This window comes from Brakhagea slesvicensis, from assembly GCF_052161625.1.
In the GTDB taxonomy this organism is placed as follows: domain Bacteria; phylum Planctomycetota; class Planctomycetia; order Pirellulales; family Pirellulaceae; genus JBKCUI01.
Genome location: NZ_CP197412.1, coordinates 5327562 through 5351586, shown reverse-complemented (window position 1 = coordinate 5351586; position 24025 = coordinate 5327562). Strand labels below are relative to the sequence as shown.

15 protein-coding genes are annotated in these 24025 nt (G+C 55.7%); 13 read left to right on the top strand and 2 right to left on the bottom strand.

Annotation, left to right across the window (positions count from 1 at the left end; translation table 11 throughout):
- Window positions 1-321: 321 nt before the first annotated feature.
- The 13 genes from SH467x_RS20370 (at window position 322) to rfbB (ending at window position 18624) form a co-directional block, all read left to right on the top strand.
- Window positions 322-3756, top strand: a complete 3435-nt coding sequence (locus SH467x_RS20370) for a secretin N-terminal domain-containing protein (RefSeq protein WP_482368926.1) — start codon at window positions 322-324, stop codon at window positions 3754-3756.
- A 2-nt stretch (window positions 3757-3758) separates the two neighbouring features.
- Window positions 3759-5459: a GspE/PulE family protein gene (locus tag SH467x_RS20365; RefSeq protein ID WP_482368925.1), complete on the top strand. Its 1701-nt coding sequence runs from the start codon at window positions 3759-3761 to the stop codon at window positions 5457-5459.
- A gap of 6 nt (window positions 5460-5465) precedes the next feature.
- Entirely contained in the window at window positions 5466-6668 is a 1203-nt protein-coding gene (locus SH467x_RS20360) for a type II secretion system F family protein (protein ID WP_482368924.1), read from the top strand.
- Between the two features lie 66 nt (window positions 6669-6734).
- Entirely contained in the window at window positions 6735-7145 is a 411-nt protein-coding gene (locus tag SH467x_RS20355; protein WP_482368923.1) for a type II secretion system protein GspG, read from the top strand.
- A gap of 125 nt (window positions 7146-7270) precedes the next feature.
- Complete coding sequence (locus SH467x_RS20350; RefSeq protein WP_482368922.1) at window positions 7271-8056, top strand: pilus assembly FimT family protein; 786 nt, start codon at window positions 7271-7273, stop codon at window positions 8054-8056.
- A gap of 4 nt (window positions 8057-8060) precedes the next feature.
- A complete protein-coding gene (locus SH467x_RS20345; RefSeq protein WP_482368921.1) occupies window positions 8061-8648 on the top strand; it encodes a type IV pilus modification PilV family protein in 588 nt (195 codons plus the stop codon).
- Window positions 8648-9685: a prepilin-type N-terminal cleavage/methylation domain-containing protein gene (locus tag SH467x_RS20340; RefSeq protein WP_482368920.1), complete on the top strand. Its 1038-nt coding sequence runs from the start codon at window positions 8648-8650 to the stop codon at window positions 9683-9685. Before SH467x_RS20345 ends, SH467x_RS20340 begins: the two co-directional genes overlap by 1 nt.
- Before the next feature lie 14 nt (window positions 9686-9699).
- Window positions 9700-12342: a hypothetical protein gene (locus SH467x_RS20335; protein WP_482368919.1), complete on the top strand. Its 2643-nt coding sequence runs from the start codon at window positions 9700-9702 to the stop codon at window positions 12340-12342.
- Between the two features lie 36 nt (window positions 12343-12378).
- Window positions 12379-14103, top strand: coding sequence for a type IV pilus biogenesis protein PilM (gene pilM / locus SH467x_RS20330; protein ID WP_482368918.1), 1725 nt, complete (start codon window positions 12379-12381; stop codon window positions 14101-14103).
- A 2-nt stretch (window positions 14104-14105) separates the two neighbouring features.
- The gene (locus tag SH467x_RS20325) at window positions 14106-15305 is read left to right on the top strand and encodes a cadherin repeat domain-containing protein (RefSeq protein WP_482368917.1); all 1200 of its coding nucleotides are present in this window, start codon (window positions 14106-14108) and stop codon (window positions 15303-15305) included.
- Window positions 15306-15474: 169 nt separating this feature from the next.
- The gene (locus SH467x_RS20320) at window positions 15475-16335 is read left to right on the top strand and encodes a hypothetical protein (RefSeq protein WP_482368916.1); all 861 of its coding nucleotides are present in this window, start codon (window positions 15475-15477) and stop codon (window positions 16333-16335) included.
- A gap of 266 nt (window positions 16336-16601) precedes the next feature.
- Window positions 16602-17468, top strand: coding sequence for a glucose-1-phosphate thymidylyltransferase RfbA (rfbA, locus tag SH467x_RS20315; RefSeq protein WP_482368915.1), 867 nt, complete (start codon window positions 16602-16604; stop codon window positions 17466-17468).
- 106 nt (window positions 17469-17574) lie between these two features.
- Window positions 17575-18624: a dTDP-glucose 4,6-dehydratase gene (rfbB, locus tag SH467x_RS20310; protein ID WP_482368914.1), complete on the top strand. Its 1050-nt coding sequence runs from the start codon at window positions 17575-17577 to the stop codon at window positions 18622-18624.
- Window positions 18625-18662: 38 nt separating this feature from the next.
- On the opposite strand, the gene SH467x_RS20305 is transcribed toward rfbB, so the two are convergent.
- Complete coding sequence (locus SH467x_RS20305; RefSeq protein ID WP_482368913.1) at window positions 18663-19541, bottom strand: sugar nucleotide-binding protein; 879 nt, start codon at window positions 19539-19541, stop codon at window positions 18663-18665.
- A gap of 2 nt (window positions 19542-19543) precedes the next feature.
- Complete coding sequence (locus SH467x_RS20300; RefSeq protein ID WP_482368912.1) at window positions 19544-23788, bottom strand: tetratricopeptide repeat protein; 4245 nt, start codon at window positions 23786-23788, stop codon at window positions 19544-19546.
- Window positions 23789-24025: the final 237 nt, after the last annotated feature.

Here is a 24025-nt window from a genome sequence, read left to right as displayed (position 1 = left end):
AGGGCGATAAGGCCGCTCTGCTTCCCTCGTCGATCTGTCATCCTCGACAGATCGACGCTGCCCGACCGATTACTTAAATTCCAGGTTCCCCCCCGATCTTAGGCCCTCTGAAGCCTTCCAACGGAACCTTTGACTGCCGCGCGGGTTAAGAGTGTGCCGGTTTTAGCATCTGGAAGCCCTTTTTTCGGTGCTGATTCCGATATTTGGCACGCGATTTCGGACATTACGCACCCAACCGTTCACTAGCCGCTAGCGAATGGTTGCCAGGCAACTAGAGTCGAAGTGCGGCGCAATTTTCTTCATTTGCATTCGTTCTTTTCCATGAATACCAACCGAAGCCTTCGTAACCGAGTTTTGGCACTGCTCCTTGCTACTACCGCGATTTCCCCCGCGTTTGCGGATGGGAACCCGGAGTTGGTCGGGGTCCTCGCTGTCATCACCGACCCCCAGAAAGCGGCAGAACTGGGGCTTTCCGACGATCAACTCGGAAAATTGAGCTTGTTGATCAAGCAGTACGAATCCAAAGCCCTTGATTTGGCCAACACTCTCCGCAGTGCTCCTCCTGCCGAACGCCGTACGCGGCAAATGGAGGCCATTCGCGGGATCGAAAAGCAAGGATATGAATTTCTTAGCGAAGCGCAACGCGCGACCGCCGAGCAATGGCGACTGCGACGATTGGGTCCCATCGCGATCTTGGATCCGGAAGTTGCCGGCCAATTGCAGGTGACGCCAGAGCAATCGGAAAAGGTACGTAATGTCCTTGAGGGGCGAAGTGCGTTGCTCAGGTCCATGGGAGCCGAAAAAGCCGACGCGGAGATTAAAAACCGCCTCGTCGCGGTCTTGTCCGACGAGCAAAAGGGTAAATGGTCGGAAATGACAGGAGCGCCGGCGACGGCGGACGTTGTAGCCCCCGCAGCGAGTCCCTCCGATTCAACTCCCTCCGATGCCCCCAGCACCAGTGGTGTGCCTTCGGATTCCAATCCTTTGGTCGCGTCATCCAGCCAACTGGTATCGGGGCCCGACGACGGTCTCCTCATCAATTTCAACGCTGCTCCTTGGTCGGAGGTTCTTAAATGGATCGCCCGAGAGGCAGAGTTGAGCCTGCAGGTCGACGCCTATCCCACAGGGACTTTCACGTATCGCGATCCATACCGTCGGTACACGGTCGCGCAAGCCATGGACATCATGAACAGTGTGCTCTTGAGCAAGGGCTACACGCTGGTCAAGAAACAACGGATTCTCATGAGCATCGATTTGGCCAGCGCCGAATCGGCCGACGTCATGCGATCGCTTCTACGGGAAATGGCGGAGCTCGTTCCCCCGGAAGAGCTTGACTCGCGAGGCGAATACGAGATTATCAAAACTGTATTCTCTTTGGAGCGTTCTAGCATCGAGGATATCGAAAAAGAGATCAAGCTACTGATCGGTCCACACGGATCGATCGTCCCGATTCAGTCCGCTGGCCAAATCTTGGTCACCGAGACGGGTGGCAAGCTTCGCATTATCCGTGAAACGATCGATCGATCCGAAAATCCAGATGGGGTTCGGTCGGCAAAGATCGTCCGTCTTCCCTTGAAATTCGTCAGTGCGGAAGAAGTCCTCTCGATTGCCCGGGCTCTTCTCGACATCAAGGATAATGAATATCGCGCCGAGGATATCAGCATCTCGACCGATACGTTCGGGAACACGATGTTCGCCACGGGATCCGCTGACAAACTCCAAAAGCTTCGCGACATCGTCAAGGAGCTCGACGTCAAGCCGGACGAATCGACTACCAAGATGGCAGCTTCGGAGCAGCCGTTTGTTAGGAGCCATCTGCTTCTTGGGTCGGATCCCACGACGACGATGGACGTTCTCCAATCGACGTTTGCCGGTCAGCCTAACATCAACATGGCGCTCGATCCCAAAACGAACAACATCATCGTGCGAGCGACCAAGACCGACCACGACTTCATCGAGAAGCTCATCAATGAGTTGGCTGGGCAATCCAGCGAGTTCGAGATCATTCCCTTGGGGAATATCGACACCAACGCAGCGGTCCTGACGCTGGAGAAGTTCTATGGCAAATCGACTTCGACCGGTAAAGACCCCGCGGCGATCAAAGGCCCCATTTTCTACGGCGATCCTGCGGGCCGCAGATTGCTGGTCAAGGGAACCAAGCAGGAAGTCGATCAGATTCGAATGCTGATCAGCAAAGTGGAAGAATCGGGCCCCAAGATCGAAGGTCTAGGGGACGGAGTTCGCGTCATTCCGTTGCGAGGCAAAGCGGCCGATCGATTGTTGGAACAGTTGGAACTGCTCCGCAAAGCGAGTCGCTCCCGAATCAAGATCTCGTTGCCAAAAGATGACGCGACCAAAGCGAAACCGACTGGCGACGGGGAGATCGGCGGCAAACCGAGCGAAAGCGATGCTCCTCGTGCCTCGCTTCAGGCCGTCCCTGAAGGAGTGCTTGTCGCGAACTACGACGAAAAGCAGGAGGACGAAGGACAGGATTCGCAGTCGGCTAAGCAACCAGTCGTACCGACCTCGTCGCAAGAGACCGTCGAGGATACGAAGTCCGGTAAAGGGGAAGTCACCATCATGCAGGGGCCGTCGGGGCTGATCATTGCCAGCGACGATCCCGAAGCGATGAGCGAGTTCGATCAGCTGCTACGAGTCGCCGAAGACCAGATGCGGAATGCCCCTGCGGAGCCCACCATTCGTTTTTTGAGACATATCACCGCCAATGCCGCCGCTGAGCTGGTAAAGAGCGTCATCGCTGGCGAGCAGGCCACAGGTGGCAGCGGAGGGGGTGGTTTGCTGGGGGATGTCGCTTCGAGCGTTCTCGGAGGGGGCGGTTTGTTTGGGAGCCTTTTCGGTGGCGGGGGTGGATCAACCGCAGCCGCGACCACGGTGTCAGGTGCTGCGACCGTCGGAGAAGTGGTAATCACCCCAGATGCGCGGCTCAATGCGCTTTGGATTCAGGCCAATCCGATGGATGCGCTCTTCGTCGAAGACATCCTCACCATGATCGATGTCGAGCAAAGTGAAGTCGATATCCAAACCCGAGGGAGCGTCCAAATCGTTTATTTGGAGAACACTCCGGTCGAAGAGGTCGAGCCCATTGTAAAGCAAGTTTTTGCAGCCCAGATCGCACAGCAGCAGCAGGGGGGTGGGGCCGGGGGTGGGCAGCGACAGCCTTCACCGGAGGATTTGATCAATCTGCTCCGAGGGGGTGGAAACCGGAGAGGTGGCGGGGGTGGAGGGAGTGCTCAGTCGGAACTGAAGGAGCAGACCATGACCATCAGCGCTGACAAAAAGAACAATGCTTTGATCGTTGTGGGTCCCCCATACCTCTACAATCAAGTAAAATCATTGGTGACCAAGATGGATGAGGCGGCCGCCGAGGACGAACAAACCATCTTGACCGTACCACTTGACGGGGATGTCAACCCGGTCCTGATCCAGAACACCTTGAATTCGGTGTTCGGTGCCAGTGCCCGAACGACTTCGACCAACGCGAGCGGTACGACTCCCACCACCAATCCCACCAACAACGGCGGCGGAAGAACGTTCGACCCAAGCCAATTCCAACGTCGGCAACAAACCGGCGGATTCCCATTCGGAGGCGGGGGCGGGTTTGGAGGCGGGGGCTTCGGAGGAAATGGCGGGTTCAATCCTGCTCAATCCGGTCGAGGCGGACAGGGTGGTAACAACCAAGGTGGTGGAAACAATCGCGGAAACCGCGGCGGCAACAACCGAGGAACGAGAAACTAGGCATGATTACAGAGGCAGGCGAATTGCTGCTTCGGCGGGGCTTGATCACGCAGGAGCAACTTACCCAATCCCGCAATAACATGAACGGCGGCGGGATCCTCGAGAGCATCATCAGCTCCGGGTTTGCCAAGGAAGAAGACGCGCTCCGCGCAGTCGCCGACGAATTTGGCCTGGATTTTATCGACTTGCGCGAAGCTGCGCCCGATCTGTCCCTGCTGCAGACCTTCCCACAAAAGCTGATCTATCGCCACGGTCTTTTTCCGATCAAGCGAGAGGGGGGGCAGTTATTTGTCGCCACCCATAATCCGCTGGACCTTTATCCTATCGATGAAGCCGCGGCAGCGACGGGGCTCCAAGTCGTCCCGCTCGTCGCCGAAAAGTCGGAAATCGCCAAGCTGGTGAAGAAGCACCTCGGGGTCGGTAGCGAGACCATCGAAGGCTTGATGGCTGCAAAAGCCGAAGACGACGAAATCGAATTGTTGGAGAAGATCGAGGCCGATGGCAGCGAGCTTGGAGAGCAAGCCCAAGAAGCGTCGGTCGTCCGGTTGGTCAATGAATTGCTCGTGGAAGCGGTCGATTCTCGATCTAGTGACGTGCACATCGAATCGCAGGCTAGCGGGCTGGTGGTCCGTTACCGCATCGACGGTATTCTTTCCACCCAACCGGTTCCTCCCGAGATCAATCGATTCCAAGCGGCGATCATTTCCCGTTTGAAGATCATGGCCCGACTGAACATCGCCGAGAAACGACTTCCTCAGGACGGTCGAATCAAACTGCGTGTCCACGGTCGAGAGGTCGATGTGCGGGTCTCTGTTATTCCGATGATTCACGGCGAAAGCTTGGTCATGCGGATCCTCGACAAAGGCTCGATGAAGTTCGATCTTCGCAATCTCGGAATGGGAGAGGCGACCTACAAACTCTTCAGCGAACTGATCCGCCTTCCTCACGGAATCATTCTTGTTACAGGCCCGACCGGTTCCGGAAAGACGACCACACTGTATAGCTCGCTCCTGGAGATCAAGTCCCCGGAAGTGAAGATCATCACGACGGAAGATCCAGTCGAGTATCAGCTCGAAGGGATTAGCCAAATCCAGGTCCATCCCAAGATTGGACTCACCTTTGCTGCATCGCTCCGAAGTATTCTGCGTCATGACCCCGACGTCGTGCTCGTTGGGGAAATTCGGGATGCGGAGACAGCGGAAAATGCGATCCAAGCCTCCCTCACCGGTCACACCGTTTTTAGCACCTTGCACACCAACGACGCTGCGGGTGCTTTTACGCGGATCGTCGATATGGGAATCGAACCTTTCTTGGTCGCCAGTACCGTGGAAGGCATCATGGCGCAGCGGCTTGTTCGACGTCTTTGCCCTTCGTGCAAAGAGCCTTATACTCCGAAGCCTGAGGACATGCCTCGCGACTTTCCTTGGCACAAGCTCGAGGGGCGTCCGCTCTATCGCCCCGTCGGTTGTAGGGTTTGCCGAAACCTCGGCTATGGAGGTCGGTTCGGTATCTACGAATTGCTTGCGACAACCGAAAAAGTGCGTCAGTTGGCCCACGACCGAAAGAGTTCGTTTGAAATCAAGCAAGCTGCGATCGAAGCCGGCATGCTAACGCTGCGAGATGATGCGTTCCGCAAGGCGATGGAAGGCGCGACGAGCATTGATGAAGTGCTGCGTGCTACCAAGGGAGATCATCTCGGATAATCTCCTATGCCAGATTTTGCTTACACTGCCCGAGATATGAAGGGCAAGTCGATCACCGGTACGATTTCCGCCAACAGCCAACGAGATGCAGCATCTCAGTTGGGTGCGAAGTCGTTATTTCCGATCTCGATTACGCTGAATAAAGGTTCGCAGGTCAAGAAGACTCGTCGGGTCGGTGGTACCCAGATGGCGGGCTTTTATGAACAACTCGCTTCCCTTTTGCGCAGCGGTGTCCCGATGCTTCGGGCCCTCAGTGTTCTCTCCACCCAATCCGGGTCCAGTCGGACATTGCGAAACGCGGTTTCGGAAATCAAAAGTCGGGTCGAAGAGGGGGAATCGTTAGGGGATGCAATGTCCCGCTATCCTCGGATCTTCAATGACATGGGGGTCAACATGGTCCGTGCGGGAGCCGAAGGTGGGTTCCTCGAGGACGCGTTGGAACGAGTCGGTTCGTTCATCGAACAGCAAGAAGAAATGAAGGGGAAGACGGCCGGTGCACTCGCTTATCCGGTCTTCGTGATGAGCGTCGGTGTGATTGTCGTCACCGTCCTGCTCATCTTCTTCGTCCCGCAATTCGATTCGATCTTCGAACAGATGCGAAAAAAGGGAGCCTTACCGCAGGCGACCGAAGTCTTGCTCGCGCTAAGCCGTTTTGTCCAGCGGTTTTGGTGGGTCGTTCTCGGAGCGATCGCGCTGATCGGCTTGGGGCTCAATCAATACTTGAAAACCGAAAAAGGGAAAAGAAACGCCGATTTGGCAAAAATCAAGACACCTTTGCTTGGTTCGGTGTTTCTAAATCTGGCTGTTTCCCGCTTCTGCAGAGTCTTGGGAACGTTGTTGAAAAACGGCGTACCACTGCTCCGCTCGCTGGAGATCAGCAGGCATGCTGCCGGGAATATTATCCTGGCGGAATCGGTACAAAAGGCCAGCGAAGAAATCACCGCAGGGGAGAGGCTTGCAAAGCAGTTGGAGAAATCCGGACACTTTCCCATGACCGTTGTTGAAATGATATCCATTGCAGAAGAGTCGAATAACCTCGACAATGTCTTGGTGACCATTTCAGACAACTTGGAACGGACCACCTTTCGGCGATTGGAAACAGTGGTCCGCTTGTTGGAACCCGTCATGTTGCTCGTGCTAGCGAGCATGGTGATGTTCGTCGTCTTGGCACTCATGCTCCCCATCATCAATTCCGCGAGCTCTCTGTAATCCGTTACGGAACCTCGCTCCCACCACCACGTCCATTGGAAGACTCGTAAGAAAGGAATATTCACTATGAAACGAAGACCAATTCGCAGAGGCCGTCAGCGCAGTGCATTCACGTTGATGGAAGTCCTCTTGGTTCTCATCATCATCGTTGTGATCGCGGGCTTCGGTATCCGTGCCTTGACCGGAACCTTTGATCAAGCCAAGAAGAACCAAGCCAAGGCGATGTTGGGGATCCTCTCAACGTCCCTAAAGGAATATCAAATCCAAGTCGGGGCGTTGCCTTCGGCGCTCGACGCGTTGCACCAACAACCCAGCGATCTGGCCGATCCGTCGATGTGGGTTCAAAAGCTTGACAAACCGGTTCCTGCGGATCCTTGGAATCGCCCGTACGAATACAAACTCAATGGATCGGCGTTTGAATTGCGTAGCCTTGGTCCCGACGGGCAGTCGGGAACCCAAGACGACATCACTCCGTAATTACTTTGCACGTCGTCTGTAGGACGATGTGGGAAGAGAGCCGGGCGCAATTCCTTTGCGTCCGAGACCACCGCCGCCATCCCCATCGGATGGCGATTTCCTTTTTTTGCAGGTCATCCCATTCCATGTCAACGAAAGGACGGTCATCAACGAGGAGCCAACGCTTTTCGACTTGGCACAGCTCCCTTTCGTGGTCGCCGGTCGCGCAGACTTCGTCCGCCGCTCGAGCAGGCGTGACCTTGATCGAGGTTCTTCTCGTTTTGGCCATTCTCGTTGCGTTGGCTGGTATCGCGGCCCCGACATTTGAATCGATGATTTCGAGCCGCAGGCTTCGCAATGCGACGGAGAAGCTGGCGAATGATCTAGCGGAAGCCCGCGTGGAGGCGATGAAGAATGGGCAAGCCCAAGTCTTCAAGGCGACTTTGAATGGTCGCGACTACTCGATCGACGCGTGGCTCGGAACCTATGATGACATTGACGCTTCGGCTGGGGCCACGGTGCAAGACGCGACCGGTGCAGTGGTCGAAACCGAGGCTGTAGCCGGAGGTGGTGTTGCGACCTCCTCGACGTCAACCGAGAGCGAGATTCAAGAATTGGAGACGGGCGTTCAGTTCGCTTCGATCGATACGTTGATCGACACTCGCAATGCAGCTGCTATCGAAACGGAAACGGGAAGCGTTCCCGTCGCAGGGGCGGCAGCACCCGTCGCGGGTGGCGAATCGAATCCCATCCTCCTTTATCCAGACGGATCGACGACTACCGCGCAGATTGTCTTGGCCGATGAAAAAGGCCGACGAATGGTCGTTCAATTGCGAGGGGTGACGGGGCAAATCAGCTTCTATCCCACCACCTCCGTCGACCCATCGACGTTGCCCGCCATCGAAGCCTCGACCCCATCAGGAGCACCTTGAAGCCATGATGCAGTTCGAAGCAAAAAGAAACACCGAAGCCATTCGAGCTCAACGTCCGCTTCCGATGCTTGGTCGTTCCCAAGGCTTGGTTGGGAAACATCGAGCCTCACGCCATGGATTGTCCTTGCTAGAGGTCGTTTTGGCGTTGGCGATCCTTGCGGTTTCGGCTGCGCTCTTGGCACAGATCACCAGGCAAGCCACTGACAACGCCATGTCGGCCCAAAAGCTTGCGCAAGCTCAAATGCTTTGCGAATCGAAAATGGCCGAGGTCTTGGTCGGGGCGATACCGATGGAACCGCTCGACTGGACCCTCAATGAAGACGGTTCGCTCCCAGGGCAATGGTATTACCGATTGGAATCCAGTACGACCGAGCGAGAGAATATGATCGGTTTGCGATTGGCTGTTACCGATAACCCCAACCCGGTTACTGGTAGCCCCGAATTGTTTTTCATCGTGCGATGGGTCATCGATCCTAGCCTGGGCTTGGATAGCCCCCCCTCCAGCGACCCAGCGGCCAGCGGTGCAGGAACGGCAGGGACGGGGGCAACTGGCACCGGTGCAACGAGTGGTTCGACAGGAGGGATTCAGTAATGAGTGCTCCTCGCAAATCCGGATTTACCTTGCTGGAATTGATTCTGGCTTTGATGCTCACCGCCGTCGTCGCCGGTTTGGTCGGTTCGCTGGTTCAGCTCTATCTGATCAATCAAAGTTCGGGACGCGATCAGGTCAAACAAGCGCAGTTGGCTCGCGCCGTCTTGAATATGATCGCCGAAGATATTCGCGCCACGGTTCGCTACCAGCCATTCGACTCCAGCGGGTTGAGTGAGATTCTCAGTGGAGGGCAAGCGGGGGGAGCGTCTGCCGGTGCTTCCGCTTCGGCAAGCAACGGATCGGGAGGGGCCCCAAGCCCCTTTGGCGCAGACGCGATGAGCGGGAGCGCATCTCCCACGAGCGGTACAGGAACCGCGGATACAGGAACTGCCCCAGTCGCGACATTGCCTCCGGGAATCTACGGCAGCGAAACATCTATCGAAATCGATATCAGCAAGCTTCCCAGGCCGGACGAGTACTTTGCAACCGAGGGAGATGTTTCCACGGGAACGCTTGGGGATATGCCCAGCGATATCAAAACGGTGAGTTACTACGTTCAAGCTCCCAGGCCGGACGGCGTGAAAGATCCACTCGGAGGATTGCCGGTCCTCGGTGCAGGAATCGAAACAACTTCAGCAGGCCCAGGAGGATTAGTACGGCGTTCGCTCGACCGGGCGATCACTCAATATGCGTACGAGCAAGCTTCGACGGACTCGCTCCTTCGAACTGGCGAATTGGTCGCCACGGAAGTGATTTCCATCGAATTTCAATATTTCGATGGAACGATGTGGCAACTTCAGTGGGACAGCAGTGTTCAAGGATTGCCGAAGGTCATCAAAATTACGATCGCATTGCAGCGGGAAGGCAAGTCCCGCACCAATCCGATGGAACCAGGCGTAATGATGTCTTCGATCACACCGGAAACCATGAGGGAGTTCGGCGTCGATGTCTATTCCATCAACGCGATCATCCCAGGTGCCCATTTGCTATCCGCTCCCCAAGCGTCGGGCAGCGGTACGAGTTCAATGGGTTTTTAAGGAGGGAAGAGACGATGAGACGTTCGAAAAAAGTAATCCTCAGAAAAAGAAAATCCAGTCAAGCCTCGCAGTCCAAGCGGCGTGGATTCATTTTGCTGTTGGTATTGCTCGTCGTGTCTGCCATTTCGCTTGGTGCGTTGGCGTATTCCCGGTCGATGCTTACCGGTCACGAAGAATCGATTCTTGCTGGAGAAGCTGTCCAAGCGCGTTATGCCGCCGATTCCGGAATCGACGCGGCGAGATTGTTCCTTTCGTACTCACGCGATCAACGTGTGGAGGCCGGTGGGACCTATAGCAATCCTGACTATTTCCAAGCCATCTCGGTCTTTCAAGGAAAGGGGGAGATGAACGTTTGCAACTATTCGCTCGTCGCCCCTGATTTGGATGAAGAGGGCTACTATGCGGGCGTTCGATTCGGGCTTCACAATGAATCCGCCCGACTCAATGTCAATGTTCTACCCATCATCGACAAGCAATTCAGCGTCGCTCAGATCGCTCAGCAAGCCATGGGGCAAGACCTTTCCAGCCTTGGGCTGGGAGGATCGGCCGGCGGAGGGCTTGGCGGAGGGGCAACCGGTTCTGGAGGAGGCGCAGCAGGCGGAGGAGCAGGTGTCGGTGGGACTGCGGGTGGCGCTAGCGGTGCCGGTGGTGCTGGCGGCGGGGCATCTGGTGGAGGCGGAGGAGGCAGTGGTGCGATGGGAGCAGGTGGTCTCTCTGGTGCATCAGGTGGATTATCAGGAGGCAGCAGTTCAGGAGGCGGGACAGGACAACCCGCCGCCGGGGGCGTGGGACGCGAGTTGCTGATGGCCTTGCCAGGTATGACGGAAGATGTCGCCGATGCCATTCTGGATTTCGTCGATGAAGACGATGAGCCACGGGAGTATGGGGCGGAACGGGACTATTACATGACGCTGTCGACCCCTTATGCACCGGTCAATGGCCCGCTGCAGTCGATCGAGCAACTTCTGTTAGTGCGAGGCGTCACTCCGGACTTGCTCTTCGGGTTGGACCAAAACCGTAACGGTGTCCTTGACCCTGCCGAGGAGTCGGCATTGTCGCAGCTTGGAGAATCCCCAGACTACGTCAGTGGTAGCGATGAAGAAACAGCGACCGAGAGCCCCGATTTGGGCTGGGCTGTCTACTTGACGTTGTACTCCAAAGAGCGGAACACCATGTCGGATGGTTCCCCGAAAATCAACATCAACAATACCGATATCGCGACCCTCCAAACGGAGCTGGAAGCGGCTGTTGGCCCCGAGCTCTCCAGTTTTATCCTGGCGTATCGGTACATGCAAAACCAGCAGGGGGCAGGGCAAGCCGGAATGGGAGGAGGGGGCGTCATTGGCGTGCCCGGTCAAGGTGGCGGCCCCGGCGGCGGTGGCCCCGGACAGGGGGGGGGACCCGGTGGCCGAGGTGACAACGGTGGCCGAGGAGGTGACAACGGTGGCCGTGGCCCAGGCGGACAGGGAGGCCCCGGTGGACAAGGCGGACCCGGAGGCGGAAATCGAGGCCCCGGCGGACCCGGCGGTGGTTTCGGACCCGGCGGTGGCCCTGGGGGTAATCCCGGCGGAGGATTCCCGCGAGGTGGCGGAGCTCCCGGAGGACGAGGAGGACGTTCTCAGATTGTCCTGGAGACATTCCCGTTGATGCTGCAGCAACCGCTCATGCTGTCTTCGTTCTTGCAACAAGGGGGCCGGGGAGGATTCCAAGGTGGAAGACCAGGCCAGCCCGGTGGACAAGGGGGTGGTCAAGGTGGACAAGGAGGCTTTCAGGGTGGCGGTCGTGGGCCCGGTCAAGGCGGCCCCGGTCAAGGCGGACAAGGTCCCGGAGGCGGGCGAAATGGCGGACGTGACGGCGGCCGTGGTGATAACAATGGCGGCCGCGGAGATAACGACGGCGGCCGAGGTGGAAATAATGGTGGTCGAGGTGACAACAACGGTGGCCGTGGAGGGAACAATGGCGGACCCGGTGGCGGAATGGGACCAGGGGGGGGAATGGTCGTCGGAACCCCAGGCGGAAATAACGGCGGGAAGCGAATGGAATGGAAGGCCGAGTATTTCGAGTCGATCGGAATCGATACGGCCAACCCACCGTCAGGACGTGTCCGTCAAGTCTTGGATTTGGTCGGCGCCGAATTCACTGCCCAGTTGAACGGCGAGCAAGTCACTTTTACGTCCCCGTTGGTGAACCAACCGGTCGCCATGGCGTTGTACATGCCCATGATTATGGAGAAACTGACGGCAGTAACTGCGACGACCCTGCCTGGTCGAATTAATATAAATGAGGCTCCGCGCGAAATCCTCAGAGGTTTGCCCGGAATGACGACGGAGATTTTAGACGCGTTGCTCGAGGCCCGAGGAATGTCCTCTGATACCGATAATCGCAAGTACGAGACTTGGCCGCTGGTCGAGGGCATTATCACCCTTCAACAAATGAAAACGATTGCTCCACTGATCACCGCCGGCGGTGATTGCATGCGTGTGCAAAGTGTGGGGTACTTCGAGCAGTCCGCACGATACGCACGTGTGGAAGCCATTATCGACGCCAGCGCCCAAGTCCCCACCGTCCTGCTCTATCGCAAGCTAGATCACTTGGGGCGAGGCTTTAGCCAATCCACCTTGGGACAGCGAGCCATGGGGCTGGTCGTCCCTCAATAAAACCCAACCGACAATCCCCTTAACACCTGAATACGAATGTCCAAGACCATTACCATCGACTGCGATCCAAAGGAAATGCGGATCGCGGTTGGCACGAGCGGCCTCACAGGGGTTTCGGTCGAGCAAGTTCTTTCGGCCCCGCTCGATCTAGGGCCCAACGAAGATTTTTTGGAGAGTCCGAAAATCATTGCGGCTCTCCAACTCCTCCTCAAAAAGGGGAACATCCGGGGCGGGAACGCCATCGTATGCGTCGCACGCAGCAACGTAGAACTTCGGGCCGTCCACGTCCCCACCGTCGACAAAAACGAATTGCCGGACATGGTTCGCTTCGCCGCACAACGGCAGTTCGCCAGCGTCGGCGACAACTGGCCAATCGACTTCGTCACGCTCGGACTGACCCCCGATGGTATGACAGAAGTGCTCGCCGCTTCCGTCAATCCCGCCCGCGTGGAGCGACTGGAAAAGATACTAGAGGATAATGGCCTCAAATTTTCGCAGTTGGTTTTGCGGCCGATGGTCGCCAGCACCGTTGCTCTTCACAAAAGACCGGAGCTCGCCAATCAAGTCACTTTGTTCGTCGATCTGCTTCAGCAAGAAGCAGACATGGCGATCGTGGATGGCAAAAACGTCGTCTTCATGCGAACCATTCGCTTCGATGCCGATCAAGACGAAGCGTCCCGAAACAAGACGATCGGTTCCGAGATCAAGCGAACGCTTCTGTCCGCCGCTTCGCAGTTCTCCACCCTGAGCGTGACCCAAGTCGTTGTGTGGGGCTCCATCGCCGCCCGGGAAGAGTTGTGTCGAATCCTCACCGATAGTTTGTCGCTCCCGGTGACCAGCCTCGATCCATTCGAGTTAGCAGATGTCTCGGCCAAGGCGAAAGGGGAGTCAGGACTCGAATCGGGCAAGTACGCTGCAGCCATTGGTGCTCTGTTTGCCCCTAGTTACCACGAGCACCTCATCGACTTCCGGCGCCCGCGAAAACGAGAGGAAAAAAAGGTTCCGTTCCTCACCTACGGTTTGGCAGCAGCTGCGGCGGTACTGGTCATCGGATCAGGGCTTTATTCGTATTTCGCGTCGCACGCTGATCTCGATCAACAAATCACTACGCTCAATGATGCAATCAAACAGAATGAAGGGTCTGTGAAGCTGGCCACGCAGAAAGAAAACGAATGGAAGAAAATCGAGACGTTCCTCGCCGGTAACTACTCGTGGCTCGAGGAACTGGAGTACTTGTCCCAAAAATCGCTGCCCGCCGATCAAGCCATGTTCGGATCGGCGACCTTCGCCCTCGACGCGAAGGGGACCAATGCCGCCGTGTCTTCGAAGTTCATCTTCCAAGAAAGCGAAGATGCACCGGAAATGCAGGCCGCACTGCGAGACACGGATCACGAGATCAATGCTACGGGTATCGCCAAGAATCCAGACCGAACCAGCAAGTACCCTTGGTCCTCCGATCTCACCATCCGTCTGGCCGGACGAAAAGTGGAAGATCCTCGCAAATGGAAGTCCACTCCCGTTCCCATCCCAACCCGAGGCGTAAGTGAGGGATCTGCTGAAGCTACCCCCACCCCTGTTGAGGGATCGCCAGCCCCTAGCGCAACCAGAAGCGTTAGCGAGGGATCTGCAGCCCCTCCACCTAGCCCAAGCGAGCCACCAACAACTCCCTCCGCCACCCCCACCCCTATCGAGGGATCACCAGCCCCGACTCCAACCCAGAGCGCAAGCGAGGGAACCACCACTTCCGAGGAGGGCAACTAACCATGAATCAACGAGAGAAACTTCTAGCAGCGGGCATTGGTGTCATCGGCGTCCTTTTCGCCGGCCAGATGGTATGGTCGAGCATCCAATCCGGTTTTGACATCAAGAAATCGCAGATCGATACGTTGACCAAAAAGAAAGAGGCCCAAGATCTGGATATTCAGCGTGGCCTCGTCGCGACGCAACGCATCAACAAAGTGACACCGCGCTCGGCAGCGAAAAGCCGCGAGCTGGCGCGTGCTGAGTACGATCGATGGTTGATCGAGTTGGCTACCAAAGTGAAGTTGGTCGATCCGACCCATACCGCCACCTCCTCTGCGGAGGCACGCGATAAAGACGGATTCCAATCGCACAAGTTTCAATTGCGCGGCAACGGCACTCTGTCTCATGTCACTCACCTGCTACATGAGTTCTACAGCAAACCCTTTTTGCATCGCATCAATCGATTGGATTTGCGACCATTGGGTACGCAGCGAGACAAAAACCCCGATTTGCTCGCAATCGTCATGGACTGCGAAGTCCTTTCGATTCCGACCGCCAAGGAGAATCAATCCCCTCTTCAGTCCGACCCCAGTTTGGTTGCCAAGTCGCTGGAGGAATTCAACAAGACCATCCTCTATCGCAACATTTTCTCTCCACCGAACCAGCCGCCCGCCCTGGCTGCAACCCGGTCTGTAGAAGCGTTCCAAGGATTGCGAGTCGATCACACGGTTGACGCCAAGGATCCCGATCCGAATCAATCGGTGAGCTATGCGATCGAAGGAGATGCACCTGAGGGTTTCGCCATTGATCCTTCATCGGGAAGAATCAATTGGACGGGACGTGAGTTGGGAGAGTACAAGGTCAAAGTCGTCGCAACCGACTCTGGATTGCCAGCGAAGTCGGCTGCACAATTGCTCACCATTCGCGTAGCACCTCCCCCTCCGCCACGTATCGAGCCCGCGAAGTTCGACATTGCTTCGCAAGCCAAACTCACTGGATTGGTTTCTGGGCGGCAGGGAGCTGAGGCTTGGGTCCATTCGTTGATCGAAGGGAAGACGCATAAACTCCGCATAGGTGATGAGTTGAAGCTTGGTGAGATTCGTGGCAAGGTGCTGGATGTCGGCGCAAACTTCATCGAACTCGAAACCGATGGTCGCAAATGGACGATCGGCATCGAAGAGTCCATCGCCGACGCCTTCAAACGCGGCCTAATCGATTGACACCTAGGTCATGGGTTGAAGTCGTCACGAGGGCGGTCTTAATAATTCGCGAGTGCCTTCGCGCCTCGCATGCCGGTCGGCTAACCAACTCCGGTCCCCATGCCCTCTGCCCCATGCCCCATGCTCTCTGCTCTCTGCTCCATGCTCTCTGCTCCATGCTCTCTGCTCCATGCTCCTTTTCGCCGCCACAAATCTCTTAGGCCAAGAAGTAGCAACAGAGGCTCCTACCAAGGACTGGGTCTATCTCGAGAACAACGACATCAAAGTCGGGGTCTTGCGCTCCCACGGCGGAGCCATGGCGTACCTTTCGTCGCATGGCAGCGATGACAATGTGCTGAACCATTACGACCACGGTCGACTCGTACAGCAGTCCTACTATGGTGATGAAGATGGCTCGAAATGGGTGAAGCAACCCTGGCGTTTCAATCCGGTTCAAGGTGGAGATTATCGAGGCACCGCGTCCAATGTATTGGAATTCCGGACGACAGATCGCGAGATCTACACGAAAACCGCTCCTCGGCACTGGGCCACAGGTGAACTGCTGGAGGAGTGCATGATGGAACAAACCATCCAACTTGAAGGCCCCATCGTTCGAATCCTTTTCGCCTTCGAATACAAAGGTGAAACGGTCCACGCAGCCAGGCATCAAGAGACACCTGCGGTCTTTGTGGAACCTCGGTACAACCGTTTGTTCTACTATGAAGGGAACGACGCTTGGTCGGGTGGCGAGCTCAAGCACCGTATTCCGGGCTGGCCGAATGAGTCGATCAAGCTTTCGGAATCGTGGGCCGCTTACGTGGACGATAGCGGCCAAGGTTTGGGAGTCTACGTTCCGGGATGCAGCGAAGCGACATGTTATCGCTATCAAGGCGGGTCAGGATCCGATTGCTCCTACATAGCGCCCTTAAGAACGTTCTCACTTCGACCTGGTTTGCGATTCACTTATATCGCGTACTTCACGCTTGGCACCCCCGCTACCATTCGCTCTCGCTTCCAAGCAATCAAGCCGCCCCCAGCCATCCAACAGTAGCTAATTCCTCCCAGCCCGTAACATTCCACTTTTGTTCCTGCTGCGCCGACTGTAACGGATCTTCCGAAGAATCGGGCGATACCCACTATGAAGCTTCTTCAGCCTCGGCAGAATGCAAACAATTCTGATTGCATCCTCGCGATTAGGGATGATATTCGAATACGGTTTCGAATTGTCCTTCATACAGACGCAGTTCGGCGCCATTCAACGCGGACTTGCAAAATCCAAATCGCCCGTTCCAACGCTCCATAACAGAGGAAAACTCCATGAAGGGTATCGTGCTAGCCGGTGGGTCTGGAACAAGGCTCCACCCCATCACGAAGGCAGTCAGTAAGCAACTGCTCCCGGTTTATGACAAACCGATGGTTCACTACCCTATCTCGGTATTAATGCTTGCAGGCATACGCGACATACTGATCATCTCCACCCCCCACGATCTCCCCCTCTTTGAGCGGCTGCTCGGAGACGGATCCCATCTTGGCGTGAGATTCCACTACGCCGTTCAGCAAGCGCCGAAGGGGCTAGCGGAGGCCTTCATCATCGGGGAATCCTTCATCGGATCCGATCGCGTTGCATTGGTCCTCGGTGACAATATTTTCTATGGTTTCGGATTCACCCGAACGCTAGCCGCTGCCGTCAATCGTGAATCGGGTGCGACCATCTTTGCCTATCCCGTCAGCGATCCAGAGCGCTACGGGGTTATCGAATTTGACGCTGCAGGAAAAGCGATTTCGATCGAAGAAAAACCGAAGTCCCCTAAATCGCGCTTCGCCGTTCCGGGACTCTACTTCTACGACAATACTGTGGTGCGAATCGCAAAGAATCTCGCCCCCTCACCACGTGGTGAACTGGAGATCACCGACGTCAACAGAAAGTATTTGGCAGATGGGAATTTGTATGTCGAACAGCTCAGCCGCGGTTTCGCTTGGCTAGATACCGGGACCCATAATTCACTTTTACAAGCCGGTAACTTTGTGCAGACAATCGAAGAGCGACAAGGACTCAAGATTGGTTGCCTCGAAGAAATCGCATTTATGCAAGGCTTCATCAACCGAGAGCAGCTTGAACTCAACGCGAACGCTTCTCCTCCAGAATTGAAGAAGTATTTGCTGCAGTTGCTGGTTGAGTCCTGATCTGCTGCCCACAGCCTTCTCACGTTGAACACTTCGAAAAACAGATCCTTACCTGCTCGCGATTCTTTCGTGTTGCACGAACCGTCCAAATGATGGAAAGACCCCCATGTTGAATACTATTCTCGTCACCGGTGGAGCAGGTTTCATCGGTAGCTGTTACGTCCGACAACGCCTTGCAGCCAACGACAGCATCGTGGTCAATCTGGATGCTCTCACCTATGCAGGAAATCTTGACTCTCTCCCAGCAAAACACGAGCACCACCATTTTGTTCATGGGGACATAAGGGATCGGGAACTCGTTTCTCAGTTACTGCGCAAGCATCGACCGACTGCAATTGTGAACTTCGCCGCCGAATCACACGTGGACCGATCCATAGATGGCCCCGGAGCATTTGTTCAAACCAACGTTGTAGGAACATTTGAACTCCTCCAATCTTGCTTGGGGTATTACCGCGAACTCGCGCCAGCCGATCGCGACTCATTTCGCTTCCTGCACGTTTCAACCGATGAGGTGTTCGGGTCACTTGGCGAGACGGGTGCCTTCGTCGAGACGACACCCTATGCACCCAATTCCCCCTATTCGGCCTCGAAGGCGGCTTCGGATATGTTCGTGCGAGCCTACCGGGAGACCTATGGCCTTCCCACGCTGATCACCAACTGCTCGAACAACTATGGCCCCTATCAATTTCCCGAAAAGCTCATCCCTCTCATTATCCAAAACGCACTGAACCAAAAACCATTACCGGTCTACGGGAATGGACAAAACGTGCGAGACTGGCTCTATGTCGATGACCATTGCCGCGCGATCCATGCGGTTCTCCAGTCGGGACGAGTTGGCGAGACCTATAACGTCGGTGGAAATAGCGAGAAGAAGAACATCGAGGTCGTCGAGCTTGTGTGCGATCTGCTCGATGAAATGAAGCCCGTGGATGGCCTCCATCGCCGAGATCTCATCACGTTTGTCAAGGATCGGCCCGGACATGATCAGCGATATGCCATCGACTTTACGAAAATCAACACAGAACTCGGCTGGAGCCCGTCCGTCACTTTCGACGAGGGACTTCGCAGCACGATTGCCTGGTATTTAGAAAACGGTTCCTGGGTCGATCGCGTTACCTCCGGTGTCTACCGACAAGAACGCCTCGGACTCAATTAGCACGGAGCACGGAGCATAGAGCACGGAGCACAAGTCGCCTATCCTCGTCGCTCTTCATCCCACTTTCGGAGCGAGTCGACGATCGCGACTTCCACGGGCCGCATCGCAACCCCAGCCTGCACCAGCTTCGAATTGTCGAGCACGCAATTCGAGCGAGGTGTTGCAGCAGCTTTTGCCATGAACTCCTCCTCTGACTCAAAGAAGTCGAAATGGCGGTCTGGACGCAAATGCTCTTGGATCAATTCCACCACTTGCCGCGTGGTCACAAAGCCGGTGTTGGTGGTGTTGTAGATTCCAAACGGGACCTTCTGAAGCCAACAATCCAGGCATGCGGAAACGAAATCCCCTAGATGGGACAAGCTGTTTTCAGCGTCCAACAATCGCTGATACCGCATCAGTTTGGACAAGTAATTCCGAGAGGAATCTCGATGATCGAACGGTATTCGTAATCGCCATACGTGACAGGTCTCGCAATCGGAAAGGATCTCCTCCCCTAAAGCCTTGGTACCCGAATAAAAACTGCAGTTGTTCGTGCGAAAACTGAAGTTCGGTGCATCGGATTCATCGAACCCATTTCCATCGGGTCGTCGTCCCGTGAATATGCAACCGCTCGATACGTGCCCCCAAGGAATCCCGGCTGACTCGCATGCTTCGCGAATTCGACCAACCAGAATGGCATTCCCGTTCAAACATTCGGTCTTCTGCGTTTCACAAGCGTCTACGTTTGGCTTACCTGTGAATCCAGCGCAATTGACGAGATACTCGGCACCGGAGTCGCGGAGCAGCCGAGCTAGTTTCGAACTGTCGTAATAATCGCACTCGACCCGCCGCGGCGCCACATGGGGGATGCCGCGACGATTCAGTTCCTCCTGAAACGCATGCCCTACATACCCCGATCCTCCGAGCAATACAATCACGACTACCTCAATACCTTCGAGAGTTCACGGAAAACATCGCGTTCCAAGGGGTGAAGCGAACTATCACTCGCCCCTGCCGCTACCGCTTTAGCAAATTCGGACTTCGCATCTTCGCGGCGACCAAGGCCTAGCAAAGCTTGCGCGAGATGGAAATTCTTGTCCCCACGTGGGACCAATTGCATCGACTTTCTGAAATCTACCTCGGCTTCCGCATATCGCTTGGCAGCAAGATGGACGAGCCCCCGCGTATCGAGCAGGAACTCCGTCTCCCCGATCAACTTCACCGCTTGATCGACCGATCGATTCGATAGCTCCAAATCTCCTCCGGTCATCGCATTGACCATGGCTAAATTGTTGAGTGCAATTAGCTGATTAGGATCCAGCTTCAACGCCGCCTGATAAGCAACGGACGCTTCACGACCATTTCGCACCCAACTCCATAGATCCCCTAGAGCGACAAAAGGCAAGGGACTGGTATTCCCAGAAGGGATCGCTGCTTGAACAAACGCAATCACCTGGGGAATCTTCTCGTCATCAAATGCAGAGGCTTGTAAACCTGACTGTACCCAATCATTTAACTGATCTGCAGTTAGGGACATTCCCTTCAACTGCTCGATCGATTCCTCCACCTTGCCGCGGCGACAGAGCGAGCAAGCGAACACAAATCGATTACGATCCGACTCAAGGGCGAATGCCGTCCAGAAATCATCGTAGAGCTTCTCGAAACGAGGAAGCAGCGCTCTGTTACCTTCCGATGTCAGCCTTCGTAGCGCTAACTCCGATAGCTCGGCTCCCCATCCTAGACCATCGCTCGACTTGCCTCGCGACTCAATCAACTTCGCCAATCGATCGTAATCCTTCGACTGAAAATACAATTGGGCTTCGATGGTTGCAGTAGAAAGCTCCTGGGGTGCAAGCGCCTTCAATCGGTCAAACCAAAGTTGTCCCTCTTCCAAATCCCCATGATCCACCAATGACTGCGCATAGCTTTGAACCGTCTCAGCATCCTCGGCACCGCCGTTAGCTAATACACTTCGCATCGTGCGTGTGTATTTCGCCCACTCGCCCGAACGTTTATAAAGATCTGCCAGCAAGAAATTGTCGATCCGGGAAAACTTCGGGGACTCGCGGGCAACTCGTTCCATGATGCGTATGGCTTCTAACTGGTTCTCCTGCTTGGCTTGGTTCGCTAGGATGGCTGCGAGAACTCGATCATCGGCAAGCGGGTCCACCGCGCTCTTTTTATTCTCGCCCAGCAAGTCTTTCGCACGTTGAACGTTCTCGTCACCACCACGCAATCCGCTGAGCAGCGCGAGTGAACGACGTGCCCACGATCGATCTTCCTCGGGAACCGAGTCACCCCCTGTTACCAGAAATTGCAACGAACTTTCCGCTTTGGCGGGATCGTTTTGATTCAAATAAAACTCGGCATAACGACGTCGAAGCGATGCAGATTCCCCGCGGGCCTCCAATGCCAAGTCGTAGTATTCCTTTGCTTTGTCAAAGTTCTTCAAGGATTGATAGGCCTGGGCCAGCGCATCATCCCGATCCTCTTTGCGAATGGCTTCCGCTGCACGCGTCACCAACTGCTCCGCCTCGGCTCCCTTTCCATTGCGAGCCAACATCTGAATAAACGCGATCCATGGGGACGGATTCGTTGGATCCTTTCCAATCGCAATCTCGAACTCTTGCGATGCCTTCTCGGTATTGCCAGAGATGCTCAAGATCTGCGCGAGCCAAACGTGGTCTTCCTGCTGATCGGACTGCAAGGCCCATTCGTTAGCCAAACTCAACGCGCGGTCGAAATTCTCGAGCTCCAACGACACCTGTGAAGCCACCCGTGTCAATTCCGAGGAGAAAGGGGTCTTCTGCTCCTGAAGCTTCCGGACCACCTCGTCGGCCTCGACATACCGCCCCTTCTCAAACAACAACAAAATCGCTCGCGAAACGACTTGCGGACTCTGCTCCCCCAATCGAATCGCTTCCAAATAGTTCTGGACCGCTAAATCGGTTCGCTTTCGACGCTCGAAGATCTCCGCTTTGAGCCGAGGTATGCGAGACCAATTCGGCCGTAATACAACCGCCTCAGCCAACTGCTCCAACGCGCGATCATACAACGGGTCGATCAAGCTCGCGTCGTTGCTCTTTTCTTGCACCGCTTGCACGCACAATCTCATGGCTTCACCAAATCGCCACAATGGCCCCGATCCCTCGATCGTCTGAACGCGAGCGAGAGAGGCTTGCATCCCCTCCAAGTCCTCGCTCCGGAATGCCAATTCGAACAACAAAAGGTGAACTGAAAGATTCGTTTTCCCTGCGCTAGAGGATGCGACTTTCTCCGCCAACACCTTGCTCCGAGCGTAATCCTCCAACGTTAAAAACGTTGCAGCGAAACCAGCCGCCAATTGATTCTGATCCGCTTCGCTCCAACTCGGATCTGGAACCGAAAGCTTATCTAACTCTTCGAGAGAAACCTCTTTGCCATAACGGCGGACGAGATACCGAGCACGTTCCAATCGAATCGTTGGGGAATCTCCCAGCTTGCTGGCCGCCTGCTGGATGAGCTTGTCGACGCTATCCCAATCTTCATTGCGAACGTCGAGCGAGATGAGGGCCTGGTACAAAGCCGGCACGTTCGGGCTCTCGGCAATCCTGCTCTCAATATCGGCCCGCGCTTTCTCTTTATCCCCTTCCACAACATCCAACTCGGCCTGCAAAATGACCAAGTCATCCTTGGCTTCAGGAATCGCGGCCAACGCTTGCAGAACCTGACGGAGAGGATCCCAACCCGAGCCAGAAAGATTCCGTCCGAGACCGTCGATGAATTGTAAACGGGCGAGCAGCAGAACCGACGTCACCGACGGGGTCGGTTGGTTGACCAACTGAGTCAGTTCCGCAATCGCCTCGCGAATGCGCCCGGATCGAACCAACGCCCCAGCAAGGGATTCACGCGCAAATTCCCACATCGGATCGGCACTAACACCTCGCCGGAGCGCCTCCATCTCTTGATCCGGATTCCCCAGATTCCGATAGCAAACCGACAGGAGAATGTCCACCTGCTTGAGCAAATCCTTGGTCCGGTCGAACAACGCTCGCGAGCGTTCCAAAACGTCCGCCGCTTTGCGCCATTCCCCATCCGACGCTAGGACGCGGGCTTCGAGGAGCCGCATCGGCGCGTTATCGATCTGACGCTTGAGAAGATCCTCGTAAATCGCTTTTCCCGCTTCAAGATTACCTGACTGCAACTCCAGTTGTGCGAGATTAAAAGCCAAATCGAAGCTTCCGGCCAACAGACGATAGCCGTCTCGCAAAATACGCAACGCTTCGTCCGGTTTCCCCGCACGGATCTCAATCTGCGCAAGCGATGTATACAACTCCGGTACGCCTGGGTTCTCCTTCATCGCATGCATCGCGATCGGTCGAAACTCTTCCGTGCGACGTGCCGCATTAGCGACCTCTCCCCATACCAATAACACAGTGACATCCTCGGGAGCCAGCTGATGGGCTTTCGATAGATCCTCCCAAGCGGTCGCGAGGTACGTTTGCCTCAGGGTGTTATCTCGGGTGTTCGCCAGTTTCATCGACTGGGAAAACAGCCATTGGGCTCGCGTAAGAAGAGCGAGCGAGGAATCCGGCGCCTGTGCGACGAGGTTCCCCATGACCCCCTCTCCCGCTTCTCGTTGGTTTACTCGATCGCTGAGAAACGTCGCGTAGGCTCCAGCAAACTTGGGGTCCTTCGGATCAAGCGATACCGCCTTCTCAAAGGAAGATCTCGCCAGATCAAAGTCATTGAGCTGATTAGCGCACAAGCCCATAAGCCAGTGGAGTTCTGCATTCTCCGGCTCTACGGGAAGCAAATCCTTTTCCAGCCATCCTCGGGCATCGGCATTCCGTCCCAAGGTCATCGCCGATTTGACCATCGCTTTCTTGAGCGAAATCGAAGTCCCATCGAGCCGGAGAGCCTGCTCCAGCTGGAGGTATTCCCCTTCAAAGTTCCCGATGCTGCGATAGATATCGGCCAATTCGGCGCGAGCTTCCGCATCGTTGGGATTGAGTCCCAGAAATTGCTGGTAATAAGTAATCGCGTCGGCGATCTTTCCAGACTCCCGCTCGGCTCGCGCCTTAGTCAAAAAGGCAGTCGCATTGCGGTACAGCTGGTACCGATGAAGCCCGTAAACGGCTCCGCCGGTTAAGAGAGAAACGGTCAATAGTCCCAGCAAAAAGCGATAGCGGACGCGAACAGCCATGAAGGGGCGATTCCGGGGGTTTAAACGAAGGGAAACAGGTACGAACTAGTATACTCCAGTCCCCGCAATCGGAGAGATAACTTCCACAGAATGCGGAGAGCATGGAGCAGAGAGCATGGAGGGCAGCGAGAAGAAATTGCCCCACTCCAAGCTCGCCACGTAAGCGAAGGACACCCGCAAGTAGCAGCCTTTTTCCAAAAGGCGTCTCTGTTCCCACCTTTCTCTGAAAGGCGCATG

Excerpts from the sequence above, each read along its gene's own strand:
- SH467x_RS20370 (WP_482368926.1), top strand. The coding sequence starts at position 322 with ATGAATACCAACCGAAGCCTTCGTAACCGAGTTTTGGCACTGCTCCTT.
- SH467x_RS20365 (WP_482368925.1), top strand. The coding sequence starts at position 3,759 with ATGATTACAGAGGCAGGCGAATTGCTGCTTCGGCGGGGCTTGATCACG.
- SH467x_RS20360 (WP_482368924.1), top strand. The coding sequence starts at position 5,466 with ATGCCAGATTTTGCTTACACTGCCCGAGATATGAAGGGCAAGTCGATC.
- SH467x_RS20355 (WP_482368923.1), top strand. The coding sequence starts at position 6,735 with ATGAAACGAAGACCAATTCGCAGAGGCCGTCAGCGCAGTGCATTCACG.
- SH467x_RS20350 (WP_482368922.1), top strand. The coding sequence starts at position 7,271 with ATGTCAACGAAAGGACGGTCATCAACGAGGAGCCAACGCTTTTCGACT.
- SH467x_RS20345 (WP_482368921.1), top strand. The coding sequence starts at position 8,061 with ATGATGCAGTTCGAAGCAAAAAGAAACACCGAAGCCATTCGAGCTCAA.
- SH467x_RS20340 (WP_482368920.1), top strand. The coding sequence starts at position 8,648 with ATGAGTGCTCCTCGCAAATCCGGATTTACCTTGCTGGAATTGATTCTG.
- SH467x_RS20335 (WP_482368919.1), top strand. The coding sequence starts at position 9,700 with ATGAGACGTTCGAAAAAAGTAATCCTCAGAAAAAGAAAATCCAGTCAA.
- pilM (WP_482368918.1), top strand. The coding sequence starts at position 12,379 with ATGTCCAAGACCATTACCATCGACTGCGATCCAAAGGAAATGCGGATC.
- SH467x_RS20325 (WP_482368917.1), top strand. The coding sequence starts at position 14,106 with ATGAATCAACGAGAGAAACTTCTAGCAGCGGGCATTGGTGTCATCGGC.
- SH467x_RS20320 (WP_482368916.1), top strand. The coding sequence starts at position 15,475 with ATGCTCCTTTTCGCCGCCACAAATCTCTTAGGCCAAGAAGTAGCAACA.
- rfbA (WP_482368915.1), top strand. The coding sequence starts at position 16,602 with ATGAAGGGTATCGTGCTAGCCGGTGGGTCTGGAACAAGGCTCCACCCC.
- rfbB (WP_482368914.1), top strand. The coding sequence starts at position 17,575 with ATGTTGAATACTATTCTCGTCACCGGTGGAGCAGGTTTCATCGGTAGC.
- SH467x_RS20300 (WP_482368912.1), bottom strand. The coding sequence starts at position 23,788 with ATGGCTGTTCGCGTCCGCTATCGCTTTTTGCTGGGACTATTGACCGTT.